Below are 18953 nucleotides of genomic sequence, written 5' to 3'. Positions count from 1 at the left end.
ATCAAAAAACCAAATCATTATATGGAAGGATAGTTGAATATCCTTTTTCTTCTAAATAAGCATGCATTCCGTCACGATACGTCACCAAAACAAAATCACCACCCCATGTACCAAGACTTTTCACGCAACCCTCATATTCAGGAAAACGCTCCTCTTTTACTTTTGGCAACTGCATAAAATTAGCTAGAATCGTCTGATATTCATCTAGTATCGCCTCGAAATTATCCAACTCCTTAGCCGTAGATAATTTCTCTACCAGGTCGGATAAATGGTTTATCATTGCCCGATCTTTAGGCCTATTTCGGTAATGTTTTCCAACGGCAGCCTGTGTATCTTGTTTTTGGTTAAGATAAACAAAATACAAATCATCATAAAAATTCCACTTCAACTGCGGGTAAGTCACAGTAATTTCTGGAGCATTACAAAAAAAGATTGGTTTGTTTTCGTAGGCACAAGCAATGTCATAGCCGCTTGTTCTAAAAGTTTTTTGGTTTAATACATACGGGTCTATTTTCATCCATTGAGCCAAAAGAGCAACCAAAGTAGAGCTACTCCCCAATCCCCATTGCTGGGGATAAGTGAGTTTTGTGGTTATTCGATAGGATTGATTGGCGAGAAAAAAGGTAGGATTTTGTAGAGTTGCTTGCTGCAAAATTTTTTGCAAATCAAAAGCTAGTTTCTGATCCGTCGTTTCTTTTATAGTTAAGGTATTGGCATCAAAAACCACACTAAACCATGTACTTTCATCGACCAAAACGGCATTCCAGACGATTTCCTCTATTTCGGCTTCAAAAGTTGAAACATGCATATTCTGCCCAAATTTTGTTGGCAATGCTAATGATTGAGCTCCATCTAAAACAATGTACTCTCCTATCAATAATAACTTTCCGTTTGCTAAAAAAGATTGTTCCATGTTAGCTTGCAGATGAGGTTGCAACCTCACGGTTGATTTTTTTCACCAAACCCTGTAGTGTATTTCCTGGCCCAACTTCTACAAATTCTGTAGCGCCATCTGCAATCATGTTTTGTACCGATTGTGTCCATTTCACCGGAGCTGTCAATTGTGCAATTAGGTTCTTTTTTAGTTCTGCAGGCTCTGTAATTGCTGTGGTTGTAACATTCTGATATACTGGGCAAATTGGTGTATTGAATGTTGTTTCTTCTATTGCTTTTGCTAACTCTTCTTCTGCAGGTTGCATCAAAGATGAATGGAAGGCTCCGCCAACTGGCAAAATCAAAGCTCGTCTTGCACCCGCATCTTTTAACATTTCACAGGCTTTTTCTACTGCTGGTATTTCACCAGAAATTACCAATTGTCCAGGACAATTATAGTTTGCAGCAACTACATTTCCGGGTGTTTCTTTACAAATGTTTTCGACAATTTCATCCTCTAACCCTAAAATGGCTGCCATGGTAGAAGGTGATTTTTCGCAAGCTGCTTGCATTGCCATTGCTCTTTTGTAGACTAACTGCAGACCCGCTTCAAAATCGAGAACTTTTGCTGCTACCAAGGCAGAAATCTCACCCAAGGAATGTCCCGCAACCATCGATGGTGTAAAGTCTTGAATGGTCTGGGCTAGTATCACCGAGTGTAGAAACACTGCTGGCTGAGTAACTTTTGTTTGTTTAAGGTCTTCGGCGCTGCCATCGAACATGATTTTAGAGATAGAAAAACCCAATAATTCATCTGCTTTGTCAAAAAGTGCTTTAGCTTTTGCGTGATTATCGTATAAATCTTTTCCCATTCCACTGAATTGAGCTCCTTGACCTGGAAATATATAAGCTTTCATTTATTTTATGTTTTTTATTAATTTATTCAGATAATAATACCGTAAATATACAGCTTTTGCATTGAGAATTGCCAACTGTAATCCTGCGAATCCATCGAGAATGCCAAGTTTGATAAAATATTGCGTAACGAATCTTGCACTTGGTTTTATGTAATAATGGAATGCCGTTGGTTGTTTGTTTTCTTTGTACAATTGGGCAGCTTTCAGGCGAGAATAATAATCTAATTTCACCTTATAAGTATTGATATTGGTTACGGAATAATGTTTCAAGGTTCCCTTCAACACTTCAGATTTCCCGTCGACTAATAAACGCTCGTGCACATAGGTTTTGTCATCATACTTGCAAAATCGTTTATCGAATAAGCGATAGGCCTGGTCGAGGTTGAGACCCGAAAAATGAATGGGTTTTCCTAAAAAATAAAATTTACGCTTTATCTTGTAGGCCACTACTCCATCATCTAAGCCCGCTTTGTGTTTGATTTCTTCTTCTAGTGCTGGATGAATAAACTCATCAGCATCGAGAAAAAGCACCCAAGAGTTTTGTGCAAGTGAAAGGGCATAATTTCGTTGATTGGCAAAGTTATCAAACGCACGCTTATAGAACCGAACTTTTGGGTTTTGTAAAGCAATTTTTTGTGTTTGGTCTGTACTGTAAGAGTCAACAATGACAATTTCGTCTACAAAATCTAATTGATGCAGATAATCCTTAATCCATTGAGCCTCATTATAAGCGATGAGTAACGCAGAAATTTTCACCATTATTGATGCAATATTATGGAAATTTGTTAAAATTATTAAGAAAAATACTTTATATTTATCAAGTATTAAACACAAAACCACATGAAGAAATTCTCTACTAGTGTTATAATCAGCACCTACAATCAACCTCTGTGGCTAGAAAAAGTTTTACTTGGCTATATGCAACAAGATTTTAGGGATTTTGAAGTCATTATAGCTGATGATGGTTCTACTGAAGAAACGAGAAAGCTAATAAATAAATATAGAAACAAAACCTTTTTCCCAATAAAACACGTTTGGCAAGAAGATTTAGGTTTCAGAAAAACAATAATTCTCAACAAAGCAATTTTATCCAGCAACTCAGACTATCTTATTTTCACCGATGGCGATTGCATCCCAAGAAAAGATTTTATCACTACTCACATTGCCTACAGAACACACAAGCATTATCTTTCGGGTGGTTATATAAAACTTTCACGTGAAGTTTCCAATGCAATAGAAAAAAGTGATATAGAAAATCAATTATGTTTTGATAAAAATTGGTTGATAGAGAAAGGACAAAAAAACAACTTCAAACTCACCAAACTTCATCGCAGTACTTTGCTAAAAAGTATAATGAATCGTATAACGACAACAGCCCCAACATGGAATGGGCACAATTCTTCTGGATGGAAAAAAGACATCTTAGAAGTTAATGGTTTTGATGAGCGTATGGTTTATGGTGGCGAGGATCGAGAGTTAGGTGAACGCTTGTGTAATAACGGAATTCGAGCGAAGCAAATAAGGTTTTCGGCCATTTGTATCCATCTCGATCACGACCGAAACTACGTGAAACGAGCTGGGTTGAAACAAAACAACAATATACGAGAAATAACAGTATCTGAAAAAATAACGTGGACTGATCACGGAATTAAGGAAAAATCATAATCGTTTTTTCATCTTTTATAGATAGCATGATCTATTTTTCTCTTGATGCCTTTCTAAGAATTCTGTCAATTGCTTGGTAAAAAGCTCGGGACGGAATTCTTGATACAATTTTTGGCTTTCGTTTTTCAATTTATGCTCACTCTTACCCCTAAGCAATTCGGGTTGATAATCGTTGAGATGAACGCCAACATGTTGAATTCCGTCATCCAATATGCTCCATATTTCTTTGGGTACCCAAGGTGAGAAAATAGTGAAAGTCGGTTTATTCAACGCCTTAGAAATATTCACAGCTCCACCATCATTTCCTACCAAAATATCGCAAAAATTCATCAATACGATAAAATCTCGTAATCCTTTTCCACGAATAGCTGTGTTGATTTTGATTTGAGTCGCAGGCAAACAGGCCTCTATAATTTGCTCGGCTTCTTCTTGTTGATTCGGTAGAATATTCAACAAGATTGTCGTATTATCTTGTTTCCCTATCGTATCCAAAACTTTTACCATATAAGCCGATGGATAGGATTTGTTGGGCGAACTCCCAAACAAACTAACCATACAAATAGTAGTATCTGCAATAGATTCTACCATACTTTTACCGATTTCTAACTCCCGATCACTGAAATAGATTTTGGGTAGATAATCCATTTCTGTTTCGTCCATAAAAGGTTTCAGCAACTCTAACCTTCGCTCGATTGCCAAACCTTTGAATGATTTTTTTTGTACTGCATACGGCAATTTTACGTTGTAGACACCCAATCTATTTTTCTCCTTGTATCCTATTCTTTTTTTGGCACCAGAAAAATAAGCAATCAAGTTACTGCCAATTTTACCATACGCATCAATCACAACATCGTATTTAGAAGCGCGAATACTACGGATAAAATCATAAAATTCTAGTACGTTATTTTTTTGTAAATCACCATAAATCACCAGCTGATCTATATTAGGATTCCCTTGCAAAACAGGAGGCGTATTTGGCGCAACAAGATAGTGGATATTAGCATTTGGGAATTTTCTTTTCAGGTTGTTGCAAATCAAAGAACTGATCAATACGTCCCCGATCATTTTTTCTTGGATAATCAAAATTTTCTGATGATTCATACCGCAAAAATATTGAAAAATCATTAGCTATTAACAAAAAACATCTTATCTGCCGAAGATTTGTTAAATTTGAAGCTACTAAAAAGTTGACTATCTTGATTACCCAGAAAACAATTGATGAGATTTTTGATACCGCACGTGTAGAAGAGGTTATTGGCGATTTTGTGCAACTGAAAAGAGCAGGTGCAAATCTCAAAGGACTTTCTCCTTTTGCCAATGAAAAAACTCCTTCTTTTGTGGTTTCACCAGGAAAACAAATCTGGAAAGATTTTTCTTCTGGACGTGGTGGGAATGTCGTTACGTTTCTTATGGAAATTGAACAATTTTCCTACCCAGAAGCTTTGCGATGGTTGGCCAAAAAATACAATATAGAGGTAGAAGAAGATCGCAGTTTTGCGCCAGAGAATAACGAAGCCATCAAAAATAAAGAAAGTCTTTTTCTTATCACCGAAGCAGCGAATAAATTCTTTCAGCAGCAGCTACACCAAACCGAAGAAGGTATTAGTATAGGCTTGAGTTATTTTAAAGAAAGAGGTTTTACCAAACAAATAATAGAAAAATTTCAATTAGGTTACTCGCCTTCTGCTTGGGATGCTTTTGCAAATTTTGCAGAAGAAAAAGGCTATGCAAAAAATATTATCGAGCAATCGGGATTGGTGATTTATAAAGAAGATAAAAAATTCGACCGATTCCGTGAAAGGGTTATTTTCCCAATTTTTAGTTATTCGGGCAGAACACTAGGTTTTGGTGGTAGAGTCTTGAGAAACGATCGTAAAAATGCAGCTAAATATCTCAATTCTCCCGAAAACGAAATCTATCATAAAAGTAAAGTTCTATACGGTCTGTACCAGTCTAAACAAAGTATCATTAGACAAAACCAATGTTTGTTGGTAGAAGGTTATACCGATGTTTTGGCACTTCATCAGGCTGGTATAGAAAATGTAGTATCCAGTTCTGGAACGGCTCTAACGAAAGAACAAATTCTTCTGATTAAGCGTCTAACACCCAACATTACAATTTTGTACGATGGGGATGCGGCAGGCATCAAAGCTTCTTTTCGAGGTATTGATTTGATTTTGGAACAAGAAATGAATGTCCGGGTTTTGCTTTTCCCAGATGGTCAAGATCCCGATTCGTTTGCAAAAAATCATACCGAAGAAGAAATAAAAAACTTTATCGATGAAAACGCAACGGATTTTATACAATTCAAGGCGAAAATCTTGATGGAAGATGCCGAAAATGATCCGATCAAGAAAGCAGAGCTCACCCGAAACATTGTCGAGAGTATTGCACTGATTCCGAACTTGATTCAGCAAGAAATCTATATCGAAGAAACAGCAAAATTGATGCAAGTAAGCAACAAAGTACTGTTCAAAGAACTTGCTCAATACACTAAAAAAATTAATCAGCAACCAACTAAAGAAGAAAAAAAAGATTCGGCAGAACTCACCATCCAAAAATCTAATCTCAACGAAGTTGTGGATCCGATTGTTATAGTCGAAGAAAAAATTATTCAACTTATTTTGCAGTTTGGTGACAAAGTGATTCAGCTACATGATGAGAATAATGAGCAGTACGAAACGACGGTTATAGAAGAAGTATTGGATCAATTAGAGGCTGATAACTTGCAATTTCAGAATCCGTTCTATCAAAAAATTTTGGATGATGTAATTGTTGGTTATGAAAAAGATGAACTTCGAACTAGTGATTTTTTCATTAAAATCATGGATGAAGAAATTACCAATTTCACTTCTCAAGCGTTGATTTCTCCATACCATGTGAGTAAGAATTGGAAAGAAAAACAACAAATCTACATCAAAGACATCGAGCACAATATCGATAAAGAAGTAAAAGACACGCTGTTAAACTTCAAAAGTTTATACGTGCAAAACGAAATAAAAAAACTACTTCCTCTTACGCAAAGCTCTGATTTTGAGGGTGAAGTGAGGATCGAAATTTTAGAAAAAATCATGCGTCTGACGAAACTAAAAAACTATCTCAATCACTTTCTCAATCGAGTTGTCTAAATTAATCTAGGTTGATACCAATAAGTTTTGCCCCAGATTCTTGATAGGCAATGATTGTTTTTTTGCCGAATTGGCAATCAACTAAGAAAAAGTTTTTCATCGGAAAATCCAATACAAGTTGAATCGCCGAACGTATCACACCGGCATGGGTAATGACCAACACTTTTGTATGTTTTTCTTCTTTTACAGTACGGATAAATTCTTTCACCCTTAGACGCAAATCATATAAACTTTCGCCATTTTTGGTCGGATAATATACAAAATCTTCGTACCAAGGATCGATTTCGTTTTGTGGTATTTCTATCCATTTTTTTCCTTCCCAATCACCAAAATTCAGTTCAGTAATGCGTTGGTCTATTGTATATTTTAGCCCAAAATGCTCGGCAATTTTAGTACAACGCTCCGATGGACTAGAAAAGACAGAATCGTAATCCGTATCTAATTTTATCCTACCAAAATGCTCTAAATAGTTATCGGGCAAAGAAATATCCGATTTTCCATAACATCTATTTTCGGGGTTATGGACCGGTGTATGTCTCAAGAAATGTATTTCCATACGAGTAATGTTCCTAGATAGATGAGTACTTCGCAAACTTGCTGAACGGTTCCTAGACAATCGCCTGTGTAGCCACCAATATGTTTTTTGAAATACCAGCCCAAATAAATTTTACCCAAAAAAGCAAATAAAAAAACACCTATAAACGCAGGATTTTTGAGCAAAATCGATACCAGTATTACCGGCAAAAAACTAATAAACAAAGCTTTCTTATCCAAAGGCTTGTTTGCCAAAGGTTTTGATTTGGTTTGGTCGATATCACGAACATATTGATGGGTATAAATCATTGTGCCCGAAAGAAATCGGCTCGAGGTATGCGCAAAAATAAGAACCAATAAAACAGTAGAAAAATGATAATCAAGCAGGGCAGAAATCGTGAAAAATTTCAGACCAAAAAGTAGAATAATTCCAATTACTCCATACGCTCCTACCCGACTATCTTTCATGATGGTTAGTATTTTTTCTTTGCCATAGCCGCCTCCAAAACTATCGCAAACGTCTATAAAACCATCTTCATGAAATGCGCCAGTTAGCAATACGTTACCAATCATCATCAATATTATTGCAATCGAAAAGTCGAATAATTGCATCCCCAAATACAAAAAAAGTGCATTACAAATCCCGACAACTAGACCAACCCATGAAAAATATTTTTGCGACTGGTTCATGATTTGTTCAGAATACGGGAGCTTTGCCGGTATTGGTATTCGGGTAAAAAACATGATGGCCGTTGCCAAATAAATCAACTCTTTTTTCAGCACTATTTATTCATTTTTATTCGATACATTGGCTTGTTCGAAACTCGACATTTCGTTGAGAAATAGCACTGCACTTTCGATAATGGGATAGGCAACTGCACAACCTGTCCCTTCACCTACACGCATACTTAGTTGCAACAAAGGTTTTTGTTCTAATATTTCTAAGATTCTTCCGTGGGCTTGTTCATCGCTTAGATGGCAAAAAATACAATGTTGTAAAATGGCAGGGTTTTTCTTCCATAAAAGGCTAATTGCTGCTGTGGCTATAAAACCATCGATCAGTAACAACATTTGTTGTTCATAGGCTTCTTGCATTGCACCCATCATTTGTGCTATCTCTAGCCCACCAAATGTCTGTGCTATTTCGTCGGGAGTTTTCACTGCAGGGTAAAGCGATAATACTTGTTCTAGGATGTTGATTTTCGTTTGCAACTGTTCATCATTTACTCCTGTACCTCGCCCGACACATTGTTCTATCGGCAAATCGAATATTTTACTCAATAGCAACGATGAGGCCGATGTATTCCCAATCCCCATTTCTCCAAAGCCAATAACATTGCAAGAGGTCTCTTGTTGTATAGAACGGACAATCTTTTGGCCGTTGGCAAGACAAGATTGATACTCTTCCTTGGTCATTGCCGGTTCTTCTAACATATTTCGGCTCGACTTTCTTACCTTGAAATCGATGAGTTGTGGATGCTTAGGAAAATCGTAATCGACTCCTGCATCAACTAATTTTAGTTGGATATTATTTTGTTTGCAGAATACATTGATAGCAGCACCACCCTTCAGGAAATTATCTACCATCTGAAATGTAACTTCTGGTGGATATGCACTTACGCCCGCTTTGGCTAAACCATGATCTGCTGCAAAGAGAACAATATGAGGGCTTTGTAGTTCGGGAGATGTTGTTTTCTGTACTAAACCAATTCTTTTAGCCAAAATTTCTAAATCGCCCAAAGCGCCCAATGGTTTGGTTTTGTAATCTATTTTGTGTTGTAATTCTTCGGACAAGGTCATATTCATAGTTTATCAATAGATTGTCTGCTTTTCTTTTGCATTTGACGAAAATTACTGGGAGTGATTCCGGTTACTTTTTTGAATTGAGTACTCAGATGTGCAACGCTCGAATAATTGAGGTTTGCAGCAATTTCACTCAAAGTTAGCTCATTATACTCCATCAATTCCTTTACCTTTTCTATTTTCTGTAGAATGAAATATTTCTCGATTGTTTGTCTTTCGCTGATCGAAAAAAGATTGGATAAATATTTATACTCAACACCAATTTTTTCGCTAAGATAATTAGATAAATTGACGTGTAATTCGTTGTTTTGATGATGTATCAAGAAGATGATTTCTTGTTTTATTTGCTCGATATATCTACTTCGCTGATCATTCAACAACTCGAAACCAACGGCTACTAAGTCTTTCTTCAACTCGGCCAATGTTGGTTTATCAAGAGATGAATGCAATTTGATTTTACCCAATTCTACTTGTTCGAACAAAATATTGTGCTGTCGCAAAATCGTTTCTACAACTACTTTGCACCGGTAACAAACCATGTTTTTGACAAACAATTCTGTAGGACAAACTGTATTATTTTTCACATGTGAAAGATACGTTTTTTTATCCCTTCGGGCAAATGATGCTTGTTTATCATTTTTTCTGTTTAGGTAGGAAAAAACAAACAGCGTGAAAAGCAAGATTTACAAGCGATGACTGAAGAAATGTCGGTTACAGCGCATAGTCAATTATGATTCTTCTACAAATACAATAATTAATATAAAATAATTGAAGATTATTTGTTTACTAAATAAAAATAATGTACATTTATTGCTGATTGTTGATTAGAATAATCAAAATAAAAAGAGCTGTTTATTTCTAATAAAGCTAAGTAAGATGCTAGAAAATGCAGCGTTTAAATTATAGAAACTGTATGGATTAATTTCTCTATTCTTTTTTTACAAATTCTTTGGTTGGCGAAATACTAACCTCAAGTAACCGGCAAGAGCCGGTTATTTTTTTCTTTGTTATTTGCTTTCTTATTCGTAGTACTACTTGGTTAAACGTTCTAGAGCATATTCGATCATTCGATCTACCGATTCGTATGGGTTTTTACTAAATTCTCCTCGAATTCGGTTGGCCACTATGGTGTTTACCGATAAAGCTTCGTGACCCATCATGGCCGAAAGTCCATAAATAGCCGAAGTCTCCATCTCGAAATTAGAAATACGATGCCCCTCAAACTCAAAATCTGTTAGCAGTTCATTGATGTTTACTGGGTTGGGCTCTAATCGCAAATAGCGTCCTTGTGGTCCATAAAAACCGCATGCCGTAGCCGTAATTCCGTGGTGGGTTTGCTCAGATGATAATACGTTGAATAATCGTTCGGATCCTTTTACAATATAAGGTTCGGCTTTCTTGGTCGACCAATTGCTGTGTTTGGTAAAGGCTTCTCCCATTGCATGGTCAAATACTTTTTCGCTACCGACATAATGATGCAGCAAACCATCCAGCCCCAATCCATGGGTACCTAAACAAATAGAATCTATTGGGATATCGCCTTGCAAAGCGCCCGATGTACCGAAACGAACAATTGTTAACCGACGTTTGGTTAGATTTTCTTCACCTGTTTCTAGATTGATGTTGGCCAAGGCGTCTAATTCGGTCAAGACAATATCGATATTGTCGGTTCCCATCCCTGTAGAAATCACAGTAATTCTTTTCCCGTTCAGGCTCCCGGTATGTGATATAATTTCGCGCTTTGATGCTTTGTGTTCGATCTGATCGAAATGTCTAGAAACTCTTTCTACTCGATTCGGATCGCCCACCGTGATTACTAAATCGGCCAAATGTTCGGGTTTTATATTGCAGTGATAAATACTCCCATCGGGGTTAAGTACCAATTCTGATGATGCTTTACTCATATCTACTTCATTAAAAAAAATTAAGAACTAAGATAGTAAATTATCCGCCGACACGCTTCACTTTAAAGCCTTTTTCTTGCAGAAACTCCATAATACGGTCGCGATAATCGCCCTGAATAACGATGAGGTCGTTTTTGTAGGTTCCTCCTACACCGAGCAAAGTTTTTAGTTCTTTAGTCAGCGTTTTGAAATCGTTATCGGCACCCGTATATCCCTCGATTACCGTATTTACTTTCCCGTTTCTTTTTTCGTATTTACAAAGAAGTGGTTCGTCTTGTAACCATATCCCGTTTTTTTCTTCTTTCTCTTCTTCTTCAAATTCGTGCTGTGGAAAGAGATTTTTCAACTGTTCTTGTAAATCCATTTTATTAGTATCGTCTATTTGTATTCAATGATTATATAAACACAAAAAGCAAATAAAAACTCATCATTCAACTTTTTGTGTGTTGACAAAGTTAAAAAAAAGACATTTCGTTTTCTTTTTTATTTAGGTTTCTTTGTGATAGAATTGGTTTTGGATGTTTTGCGTTATTTTCTTTAAAATCTTTGTTTATTATTCAGCATATCTTGTTTGAAGTGCGCATCTGTGAGTTTCTTCGCAAATTCTATTTGAAGTTTACGCATGTGTTCATTAAAAAAAGCTAATCGTTCTTATTTATTTCGTTCTGAATTTCATGTAGAGAAATCTTTACATATTGAAATCTTTTTTCTTTAATTTGAGCATAATTGCAAATAGTTGTAAATGTTACAAATTATTTTGCTCCTTCAAAAAATAAATTATTAAAATCATCACCTTTTTTAACAATTAAACCTGGATATATATCCAAAATGTTTAAGCTTTTTAAGCTCCCAATGCTCAGGAATTGATCCAATCCACTAAAGTACTACCCATTTCCTGTACTACAATTAGGCTGATTTAAGTTGAATTGTTTTTTCAAATTTATACAAATCTTTTGGCTTTTTATTTTCTATTCCCTGATGTCTTCTTTGGTTATATTCCTCAATAAAATTCTTGACTCCAAGATACAAGTCCAATCCGGTTTCTGCTGGGTTCAAATAAATGTAATTGTTTTGCACATAAAACTTTTTTAAAAGATTGTTTTAGAGCAAAATAAGTATGTAGTAATAAAATTACATTTAAATATAAAACAAAAAAATAAGTAATTTTTTTTAGATTATTTAGTTAAAACTAAATATATTAATAGTTTTTGCATAAGTAGAAAACGAATAAGGAAAGCCAGAAAAATTTATATATAAAAAACCGCTGTAAACATTTAATTTACAACGGTTTATTGCTTATTGTTGTGTGATGTTAATTGCTAATTATTTCATTCTTCAAAAATAACCATATATGAATATCAATTAGTTATATTTTTATGGTACAAATAAGATACAGAATTATGAATTTTACGCATTTTATTATTTTACAGATTTATAGAAATCAAAATTTTTAAGTTAATGAAATAATTCTTTTAAATCATTGTTCTCAATAGCTATTATTACTTCTTTACTTTGGCTTTTTGTTCTGGATTCGATGTCATCCAGATAGTTTTCTCCAAGATGTTGTTTTAGATATGTTATTTCTTCCAAAAAAGAACGGATAGACTTCTTATCATCAGTCAATTCTTGACCGCCGATACGTCTTATACTTCTCATTGAAAGCGTATGATAATAACGTAAGTCTTTTATTAGCATTTGGATGAAATTTAGATGTTCATCTTTTAAATCTTTAATTACTTTATGTGATTTTCTTAAATTTTCCATCGCTTTTTGTTCTAAAGAAATTTCACTTCTGCCCATTTTATATTTGGGTTTAAACTCTTTTATCTCTTCATACAAATTCCAAAAAACAGATGAAAGTTTTAATGTTGGTTCATCAATTTTACATTCTATTTTTTGTAAAAGTTCTTCAAAGTCTATTTCTCTGATTGCTCTACTTTCTTCTTTCCCTACGGTCTGAGCAAATAAACTTAATCCTTTTCGTCTTAATACATTTAATTCATATTCGGGATAACTTTTAGCGGTTTTAACCCTTGGAGGTAACTGACTGATTTTTGCAATAATTTCAGGATGTTTCTTTTGTAAGTCTGAAAAAAGATTTCTGATTTTGGTAATGGTATTTACTTCTCCTTCTTCTTCGGGGTTAGAATTGATTTTTGATCCTAATGCAGCTGGTGTTGGTTCTTCATCTTCATCAAAAATCTTAGCATCTTCTCCCAAAGCATTATGAATCAAGAACATTTTTTGCTGTGCTATTTCCCTTGATTTTACAATGTCAGCTCCTTTTAATGATGGGAAAAAATTCAGAATAAACAACTCATCATACACTTTAGAACCTATACGATTAATACGCCCTACACGCTGAATAACACGTGTGGGGTTCCAAGGAATATCATAATTGATAATAACCCCAGCCCTGTTCAAATTAAATCCTTCAGACAGCTTATCCGAGGTTAGCAATATTTTAAAATGATTTGTTTTTGAACCTTTATACTGTGCATTGAAATCGCTGTTTAGATTTTTGGCCAACTCTTTTGATACTTTACCATCACATATCAAAACATCATTTCCAAATTCTTTTCTAAATCGTTTTTCGAGATGATGAATGGTATCTACATATTCCGAGAATAGGATAATCTTTCTGTCTGGCTCGTTTACTAAAAGATTTTTTATTTTTTTGATAATTTCTTCCTGTTTAGGATCTTTCTCGACTAACTTCAAATCTTTCAGCCGTTTTTGAATAGCTTCAAATAATTGAATATCCGAATCTATATCATCTAAAAATTCTTGCCTTCTTTGGAAAGTGCTAATGTCGTAAACTTCATTATTTTTAGGAGTTTTACGTTTGAGATCCCCAGCTGCATATTTTTCCAAATTAGCTTCAATATCTTCAATTTCAAAATCTTTAATTCGATCAATAAACGAACGATCTAAAATAAACTTTCCGGTCTTATCAATAAAATCTTTAACTAATAAATGTACTTGTAAGAACCTTTCTATGGATTTTTCAAAGGAACCAAAAGAAGATTCGAATCGTTTTACTAAAATACGACGCATAAAATCGTATAAGTTTTTCTGCTGATTGTATTGTCTATTTCCAAATTCATCAAGTTTATCACTTAATATTTTTTCATAGCTGAACGGCTGATAAATAGCACCAGTAAATACTCCATTTTCGGCAAAATATTTACTGATGATATTGTCATAGAATTCATCTTGCTCCGTATCTAAATAATAAAAAACTTCTTCAGGGTCTTTCACAACAGAGAGTTCTCCAATTTCATTAGCATAAACATAATCCTGTTTCAAATCCAATCGATTTCGTCGTATTACCACAGGGCTTATGGTACGTTTAATTTCATTTGATAAAATTTTTGTCCGTTCTTTAACCTTTTTTATATCTATGGGCAAGTTTTCATCAACTATTGTAGTATAATAATTCTCTGCCATCTTTCTTTTCTTGTCATCAGCAGAATTCCAATTTTTAAAAATTACGGATAATTGTTTGTACTCGTAATTTAACCGGCTGAATTTCCCTGCGAGATTATCCTCTAAAGATATGGTGGATTTTCCGGGAACAATAAAAAGCTTTAGTAATGAAAAAATATCTGCTGGAGAATTATTGAAGGGTGTAGCCGATAAAAGAATTACTTTTTTACCGCGACAAATCATCGATAGATTTTCATAGTCTGCTGTATCCTGATTGCGAAAATAATGGGCTTCATCAACTATCACGACTTCAAAGTCTCTTCCTTCAATGTTATCAGCAATTCTATCCACTATTCCACGACTGTAAACTTGCCAGTTATGTAATCCGAACTTTTCTAAATATTCCCACCAACCGCTGTCTTTTTTTTCAGCATCTCCCATTAATCCAGGAGGACAAATAATAATGCCCCGTTTATTCATCTGTCGGGCAATCATTGATGCAATAACCGATTTTCCTAAACCTACTACATCGGCAATGATACAACCGTTATGCTCATTGATCATTTGGAGCGCCTGCTTTACCGCATCAGCTTGATAGCTGAATTTCTTGAGGTCTATTTTCTCTAACAAACCGTCCAAATCTACCTTCTCATCGTCTTGATTGTAAAGATCTAAATAGGTTTTGATCACTAAGCAATACGCTTCGAATGGCGTGACCGTAGCCACTTGCGTTTTATTTTGGATAAAATCGATTAGGAGTTTGCGGTTTTCCTCGGTCTCCGTGATGGGGATGGCCCTTTCCCACAATTCATCGAAGTATTGAACAGCCTCTCTATAACCATAATCCTTAATTTCTACATTAAACTCTTCTTGATTTTGCAACCCTGAACGTGTCAAATTACTACTGCCCGTGATGAATTGGCCAGGCATACTTTGTATTTCTGCCTGATCTTCATTCAGTTGAAACAGATACAATTTCGCGTGGTTTGGGTTTTCTGTTTTACGGATTTCTAACCTTCCTTCGGAAATCATTTGCACAAAGAATCCAACCTGATTGTAGAATTCTTCTGTATCCATTTCTTCATTGTTCAAAGCAAAACCCAATGAAATCAAATAATTCTGGAAAGCTTCATCTTGGGAAAAGCTTTCCTCCAAATGGTTAGCATATTCCACCACATTGCCTGCGTACTGGAACACTTGCAAACCCACCAATACTTTGAGTTTTTGCTCAGGAGTTTTTTCTAAACTTTTATAAATTTCACCCCAACCGTTGAAGTAAAAAAATCCAACTAAAAATTTCAGCTCATCACTGATACTGATTAATGTATTAAGCCTGGTCTTGAGCGTTTTTTGTTGTTTATTATTGGTAATAAAATTGTTTGGCATCTCAAAAATTTTTAATATAAAACATCAATTAAGAAATAGGGTATTCTTTTCCCAAATTCCAACCCTGTTCGTTTATTCTATTTTTAATAATCATTAATTGTTCAATAATTTCATCAAACGTAGGGGAATCTGGTTGATAAATCATTTCCTCTCTCATCTTTTTGTAATCTCGTTTCCATGCCTCTCTCACTTCGTTTATCGGAATAAAATCAAGTGTTTTTGGCGATAAGAGATTATAATCTATTCCTGATACTTTTGTGAAATTAAATCGGTGTTCTACAATTGTTTTATACAAATCACTGTTTTCAATCGCTTTTAAGAATTCCGTTTTTGATAATTGATAGACGTCATATAAATGACGACTTAATCTATCTACTCTTATTTTTTCTAAAGGTTTATGAAACTCCTCATGTAAAAGAAAAAGCTTTTCTAAAAAGGTTCGTTCAGGATTTACGGAAGGTATTTCTATCGGTAACGCCGAAAAGTCATTATCAGCATACAAATCATCAACAAAAGATACTACAGCTCGTAACGAATAAGGCTCTATCAATGAACGACAACCAACTTCTACCTGTATCCGTGGCTGAACGTAGCCCAAACTTTGTATGACATTAGGATAGTAAATCTCAATAATCCGTGGATCCTGATCACTGTCCTTTGCTTCAACAAGATTAAATCTTAAATCTTTGAAACCGTGTTCTATAAATTTTTCTTGTAATTCTATGTAGAAATGTTCAGAAGTGTAATTATTGGCTGCTTTTCGTAGTTGGGTGCGTTTGTTTTTTGACAATACACCTTCAAACCCTAAAAAATTTCGGTCAATGGCTAAATCAATATCTTCTGAAAACCGATGAATGAGATCCCAAGATTTACTCAATGAAGTCCCTCCCTTGAACACAAGATGTTCAGCAGCACTTGTTTTAAAAATAATTTCTAACGTGCGCACTACCCACCAATCTTTTTCTACTGCGAAAGGCATCATTCCTTTTTGAGTAGCTGTTTCTGTAAACAGAATTATTTTATCGGATTTATCCAACTCATAAAAACTATTCTTATTCATTAGGTAATGCTTTTTTCATTATTTTTTGAATCCAAACAGGTGCTAAAGTTATATCGTGCCTCAAATCGTTTTCATCTTCTTCTTTCAATAACGCTATTATTTTGTTTTCTTCCTCTGCTGTTACTTTTTTGTTACCAATTTCTTTGAGTGCCTGAATGACCAATCGACTGATTTTTCCTTTAGCCAATAAGTTTTTAGGGGTGGTTTTTTTAAATTTTATCGTTCGCTTTCCTACTTTGATTACTCTTGGAGAGCCATCTGTCAGCAGAACAATATTCATTGGCACTTGATTACTCAACCCTAAAGCATTCAAAGCATAACCTCCCGAAGGCACGGTTCTTATTTTATCTCTTTTAGCAATGGCTTCTGCTACTTCTTCAGCCGAAGGAGTAAGAGCACCAGCTAATTTACTCATTTTTGGACGCACATAGATTCCGTGAGCTACTCGTACTATTATTTCTTTATCCTCTAAACGACTCAAAGCTTGGCGAACGGCATCCGCAGAGCCAAAAGTCAAAAAATCATCAGGCAAGACCAACGTGCCTCTTGGCTTGCTCTTTATTGATTTTTCTATTTTTTTCTCAATACTTTGCATCTTTTCAAACCCTTTATTTTGTCACAAAAATAGTAAATATTTGTGACGGTTTACGAGTTGGTTTTCAATTTTTGATCTGAATAATTATTTTTTCTCTTTTGATAAAACGAGCTAATGTTCCTCTTGCTACTCCTAATTCCTTACTAAGTTGAACTTGGGACATACCTTTTTCTAAGTGATTCTTTATAGTTTCTTCTTTACCTGTTAACTTAACCGTTTTAGATAAAACTCCTTTTGGTCTTCCAATATGAATTCCTTCTGCCATTTTTCTTGCTAAAGCTTCCTTAGTTCTTTGTGAGATTAAATTTCTTTCGATTTCAGCAGATAAACCAAAAGCAAATGCTAAGACCTTTGAACTAATATCACTACCCAATCGATAATTGTCCTTTATTGTCCAAACCTGAATATCATTTTTCATACATTCGTTAAGAATGCTCATAACCATCAATAAATTTCGACCTAAACGAGAAAGCTCAGAGCAAATAAGAATATCTCCTTTTTTTAATTTTTCCAAAAGTTCTCCTAATTTTCTTTTGTCAACATCCTTTGTTCCACTGATGGTTTCCTCAATCCAATAATCAACTTTTAAAGTTTCTTTTTTGCAAAATTTCTTTATTTCATATCGCTGATTTTCTACTGTTTGTCTATCAGTGCTTACCCTAATATAACCATATACCATAATAATAGCTTTTTTGAATTTAACAATTTTAAAAGGTGGTGTACTAATTAAGGGTCGGGTTTCTTAAGACAGACCCTAAGGCAAGATATCAGGGATATATGTATTACTTTAGGGAGGGGTTTTGTTATTCAGATATAAATACAACTTTTCTCAAATGTCGTGTAAAATCAAAAACGATAAATGACGTGAAAAGTATGAGTTTGTATTCTCTAACAAATAAGGTTCCTGCATATTTTATTGTCTGTTTGATTAATTCCACATTCATCAGTTTTTATGTAGATGAGTTCGTAAACAACACCCAAACATTCCAGATAAATGATGCTCGGCAATTGCCAATTTTCATTCCTGATGAAAATACTTTAGAACAATTCAAAAAAATATTTGATTCAGCTATTGAAATAAAAAAATCACATTTAAATAATGAGCTTTCAGCTAAAGATTCTGATAAGAAACTAACTGAAATACAAGAAGAGTTAGATTTGAAGGTAAACACCCTATATCATTTGATATAAGGTGTTTACTATATTATTTAAGATCAATTCTTTTGCTGCTATTTCATTTTTAATGTTATCATTAAAATGACTTTTTAAAAATTCTTGCTTTTTTAAATCGATGATTTCATCGAACAATATCTTACATTTGAGTAGTTCATTTTTATTAGGAATTATAATAGGGAGTTGTCTAATATCATTAATCTGTATATTAACAGTAACATTAATAAACTCTCTATAATAGTCAAATAAAAGTTCGGAGTTTAAAAGAATGACAATAAAATAATTCGGCACTTCATTTACTATGGAAGAAAGTGACATAGAACCTACATCATTCACTGATTTATATTTTAGTTTTGCCTTTAACAATCTAGCTTGAGGATTTAAAATATTTGTCCAACAAAACCCCTCCTTAAAGTAGTACTGCGGATTACGGACAACTGGCATTCCTTGTCCTTTCTTGCCAGAATTTGCTTTAAGAAACCCGAC

Annotated in this window: 18 protein-coding genes and 1 pseudogene; 3 read left to right on the top strand and 16 right to left on the bottom strand. The window is 34.6% G+C overall.

Annotated elements, in window-relative coordinates:
• Position 1 precedes the first annotated feature (1 nt).
• Genes HMPREF2660_RS06920 through HMPREF2660_RS06910 form a run of 3 tightly spaced genes read right to left on the bottom strand, consistent with a single transcriptional unit; the run spans position 2 to position 2549 of the window.
• A complete protein-coding gene (locus tag HMPREF2660_RS06920) occupies positions 2-913 on the bottom strand; it encodes a GYDIA family GHMP kinase (protein WP_013599041.1) in 912 nt (303 codons plus the stop codon).
• A 1-nt stretch (position 914) separates the two neighbouring features.
• Complete coding sequence (fabD, locus tag HMPREF2660_RS06915) at positions 915-1790, bottom strand: ACP S-malonyltransferase (protein WP_070486315.1); 876 nt, start codon at positions 1788-1790, stop codon at positions 915-917.
• On the bottom strand, positions 1791-2549 hold the full coding sequence (locus tag HMPREF2660_RS06910; RefSeq protein ID WP_013599039.1) for a glycosyltransferase family 2 protein: 759 nt from the start codon (positions 2547-2549) through the stop codon (positions 1791-1793).
• A gap of 81 nt (positions 2550-2630) precedes the next feature.
• On the opposite strand from HMPREF2660_RS06910, the gene HMPREF2660_RS06905 reads away from it, so the two are divergent.
• Entirely contained in the window at positions 2631-3455 is an 825-nt protein-coding gene (locus HMPREF2660_RS06905) for a glycosyltransferase family 2 protein (RefSeq protein ID WP_013599038.1), read from the top strand.
• Positions 3456-3470: 15 nt separating this feature from the next.
• Here HMPREF2660_RS06905 and HMPREF2660_RS06900 read toward each other — a convergent pair whose 3' ends face one another.
• Positions 3471-4556: a glycosyltransferase family 9 protein gene (locus tag HMPREF2660_RS06900; RefSeq protein ID WP_168160798.1), complete on the bottom strand. Its 1086-nt coding sequence runs from the start codon at positions 4554-4556 to the stop codon at positions 3471-3473.
• A 95-nt stretch (positions 4557-4651) separates the two neighbouring features.
• On the opposite strand from HMPREF2660_RS06900, the gene dnaG reads away from it, so the two are divergent.
• Positions 4652-6583 carry a DNA primase gene (gene dnaG / locus HMPREF2660_RS06895; RefSeq protein WP_013599036.1) on the top strand — a complete coding sequence of 644 codons (1932 nt, stop codon included), beginning with the start codon at positions 4652-4654 and terminating at the stop codon, positions 6581-6583.
• A gap of 1 nt (position 6584) precedes the next feature.
• On the opposite strand, the gene HMPREF2660_RS06890 is transcribed toward dnaG, so the two are convergent.
• The 11 genes from HMPREF2660_RS06890 to HMPREF2660_RS06845 all read right to left on the bottom strand — a co-directional run bounded on the left by HMPREF2660_RS06890 (position 6585) and on the right by HMPREF2660_RS06845 (position 17973).
• On the bottom strand, positions 6585-7139 hold the full coding sequence (locus tag HMPREF2660_RS06890) for a histidine phosphatase family protein (protein ID WP_070486313.1): 555 nt from the start codon (positions 7137-7139) through the stop codon (positions 6585-6587).
• Entirely contained in the window at positions 7121-7900 is a 780-nt protein-coding gene (locus HMPREF2660_RS06885; protein WP_013599034.1) for an adenosylcobinamide-GDP ribazoletransferase, read from the bottom strand. The genes HMPREF2660_RS06890 and HMPREF2660_RS06885 overlap by 19 nt, the downstream gene beginning before the upstream one ends.
• 3 nt (positions 7901-7903) lie before the next feature.
• Positions 7904-8917 (bottom strand): nicotinate-nucleotide--dimethylbenzimidazole phosphoribosyltransferase, encoded by a 1014-nt coding sequence (gene cobT / locus HMPREF2660_RS06880; RefSeq protein WP_141743573.1) that lies wholly within the window; start codon positions 8915-8917, stop codon positions 7904-7906.
• A gap of 2 nt (positions 8918-8919) precedes the next feature.
• Entirely contained in the window at positions 8920-9459 is a 540-nt protein-coding gene (locus HMPREF2660_RS06875) for a helix-turn-helix domain-containing protein (RefSeq protein ID WP_070486588.1), read from the bottom strand.
• Between the two features lie 492 nt (positions 9460-9951).
• Positions 9952-10824 carry a nucleoside phosphorylase gene (locus HMPREF2660_RS06870; protein WP_070486309.1) on the bottom strand — a complete coding sequence of 291 codons (873 nt, stop codon included), beginning with the start codon at positions 10822-10824 and terminating at the stop codon, positions 9952-9954.
• A 40-nt stretch (positions 10825-10864) separates the two neighbouring features.
• Entirely contained in the window at positions 10865-11188 is a 324-nt protein-coding gene (locus tag HMPREF2660_RS06865) for a translation initiation factor (RefSeq protein ID WP_013599030.1), read from the bottom strand.
• 542 nt (positions 11189-11730) lie between these two features.
• Positions 11731-11880, bottom strand: a complete 150-nt coding sequence (locus HMPREF2660_RS11055; RefSeq protein ID WP_221403263.1) for a hypothetical protein — start codon at positions 11878-11880, stop codon at positions 11731-11733.
• 399 nt (positions 11881-12279) lie between these two features.
• Positions 12280-15639: a helicase-related protein gene (locus HMPREF2660_RS06860; RefSeq protein WP_070486307.1), complete on the bottom strand. Its 3360-nt coding sequence runs from the start codon at positions 15637-15639 to the stop codon at positions 12280-12282.
• A 28-nt stretch (positions 15640-15667) separates the two neighbouring features.
• Positions 15668-16699, bottom strand: coding sequence for a nucleotidyl transferase AbiEii/AbiGii toxin family protein (locus tag HMPREF2660_RS06855; RefSeq protein ID WP_070486305.1), 1032 nt, complete (start codon positions 16697-16699; stop codon positions 15668-15670).
• Positions 16692-17294 carry a DUF6088 family protein gene (locus HMPREF2660_RS06850; RefSeq protein WP_070486303.1) on the bottom strand — a complete coding sequence of 201 codons (603 nt, stop codon included), beginning with the start codon at positions 17292-17294 and terminating at the stop codon, positions 16692-16694. Before HMPREF2660_RS06850 ends, HMPREF2660_RS06855 begins: the two co-directional genes overlap by 8 nt.
• Positions 17295-17358: 64 nt before the next feature.
• Entirely contained in the window at positions 17359-17973 is a 615-nt protein-coding gene (locus tag HMPREF2660_RS06845) for a master DNA invertase Mpi family serine-type recombinase (RefSeq protein ID WP_070486301.1), read from the bottom strand.
• Positions 17974-18167: 194 nt separating this feature from the next.
• Here HMPREF2660_RS06845 and HMPREF2660_RS11050 point away from each other — a divergent pair, with 194 nt between their 5' ends.
• Complete coding sequence (locus tag HMPREF2660_RS11050) at positions 18168-18485, top strand: hypothetical protein (protein WP_255356427.1); 318 nt, start codon at positions 18168-18170, stop codon at positions 18483-18485.
• Here the strand turns inward: HMPREF2660_RS11050 and HMPREF2660_RS10980 are convergent.
• Positions 18468-18953, bottom strand: a pseudogene (locus HMPREF2660_RS10980) (BREX-1 system adenine-specific DNA-methyltransferase PglX); the annotation flags it as partial. The gene HMPREF2660_RS11050 and the pseudogene HMPREF2660_RS10980 overlap by 18 nt on opposite strands.

The sequence above is a fragment of the Weeksella sp. HMSC059D05 genome (assembly GCF_001809725.1).
Taxonomy (GTDB): domain Bacteria; phylum Bacteroidota; class Bacteroidia; order Flavobacteriales; family Weeksellaceae; genus Weeksella; species Weeksella virosa.
Note: the sequence above shows the minus strand (reverse complement) of the source record. Positions and strands in the feature narration are given on the sequence as shown.

What these genes read in the sequence shown, in the direction of transcription:
- HMPREF2660_RS06860 (WP_070486307.1), bottom strand. Translation starts at nt 15,639, where the DNA reads ATGCCAAACAATTTTATTACCAATAATAAACAACAAAAAACGCTCAAG.
- HMPREF2660_RS06900 (WP_168160798.1), bottom strand. Translation starts at nt 4,556, where the DNA reads ATGAATCATCAGAAAATTTTGATTATCCAAGAAAAAATGATCGGGGAC.
- HMPREF2660_RS11050 (WP_255356427.1), top strand. Translation starts at nt 18,168, where the DNA reads ATGAGTTTGTATTCTCTAACAAATAAGGTTCCTGCATATTTTATTGTC.
- HMPREF2660_RS06865 (WP_013599030.1), bottom strand. Translation starts at nt 11,188, where the DNA reads ATGGATTTACAAGAACAGTTGAAAAATCTCTTTCCACAGCACGAATTT.
- HMPREF2660_RS06845 (WP_070486301.1), bottom strand. Translation starts at nt 17,973, where the DNA reads ATGGTATATGGTTATATTAGGGTAAGCACTGATAGACAAACAGTAGAA.
- HMPREF2660_RS06855 (WP_070486305.1), bottom strand. Translation starts at nt 16,699, where the DNA reads ATGAATAAGAATAGTTTTTATGAGTTGGATAAATCCGATAAAATAATT.
- HMPREF2660_RS06875 (WP_070486588.1), bottom strand. Translation starts at nt 9,459, where the DNA reads ATGGTTTGTTACCGGTGCAAAGTAGTTGTAGAAACGATTTTGCGACAG.
- fabD (WP_070486315.1), bottom strand. Translation starts at nt 1,790, where the DNA reads ATGAAAGCTTATATATTTCCAGGTCAAGGAGCTCAATTCAGTGGAATG.
- HMPREF2660_RS06870 (WP_070486309.1), bottom strand. Translation starts at nt 10,824, where the DNA reads ATGAGTAAAGCATCATCAGAATTGGTACTTAACCCCGATGGGAGTATT.
- HMPREF2660_RS06910 (WP_013599039.1), bottom strand. Translation starts at nt 2,549, where the DNA reads ATGGTGAAAATTTCTGCGTTACTCATCGCTTATAATGAGGCTCAATGG.
- HMPREF2660_RS06905 (WP_013599038.1), top strand. Translation starts at nt 2,631, where the DNA reads ATGAAGAAATTCTCTACTAGTGTTATAATCAGCACCTACAATCAACCT.
- HMPREF2660_RS06920 (WP_013599041.1), bottom strand. Translation starts at nt 913, where the DNA reads ATGGAACAATCTTTTTTAGCAAACGGAAAGTTATTATTGATAGGAGAG.
- cobT (WP_141743573.1), bottom strand. Translation starts at nt 8,917, where the DNA reads ATGACCTTGTCCGAAGAATTACAACACAAAATAGATTACAAAACCAAA.
- HMPREF2660_RS06890 (WP_070486313.1), bottom strand. Translation starts at nt 7,139, where the DNA reads ATGGAAATACATTTCTTGAGACATACACCGGTCCATAACCCCGAAAAT.
- HMPREF2660_RS06850 (WP_070486303.1), bottom strand. Translation starts at nt 17,294, where the DNA reads ATGCAAAGTATTGAGAAAAAAATAGAAAAATCAATAAAGAGCAAGCCA.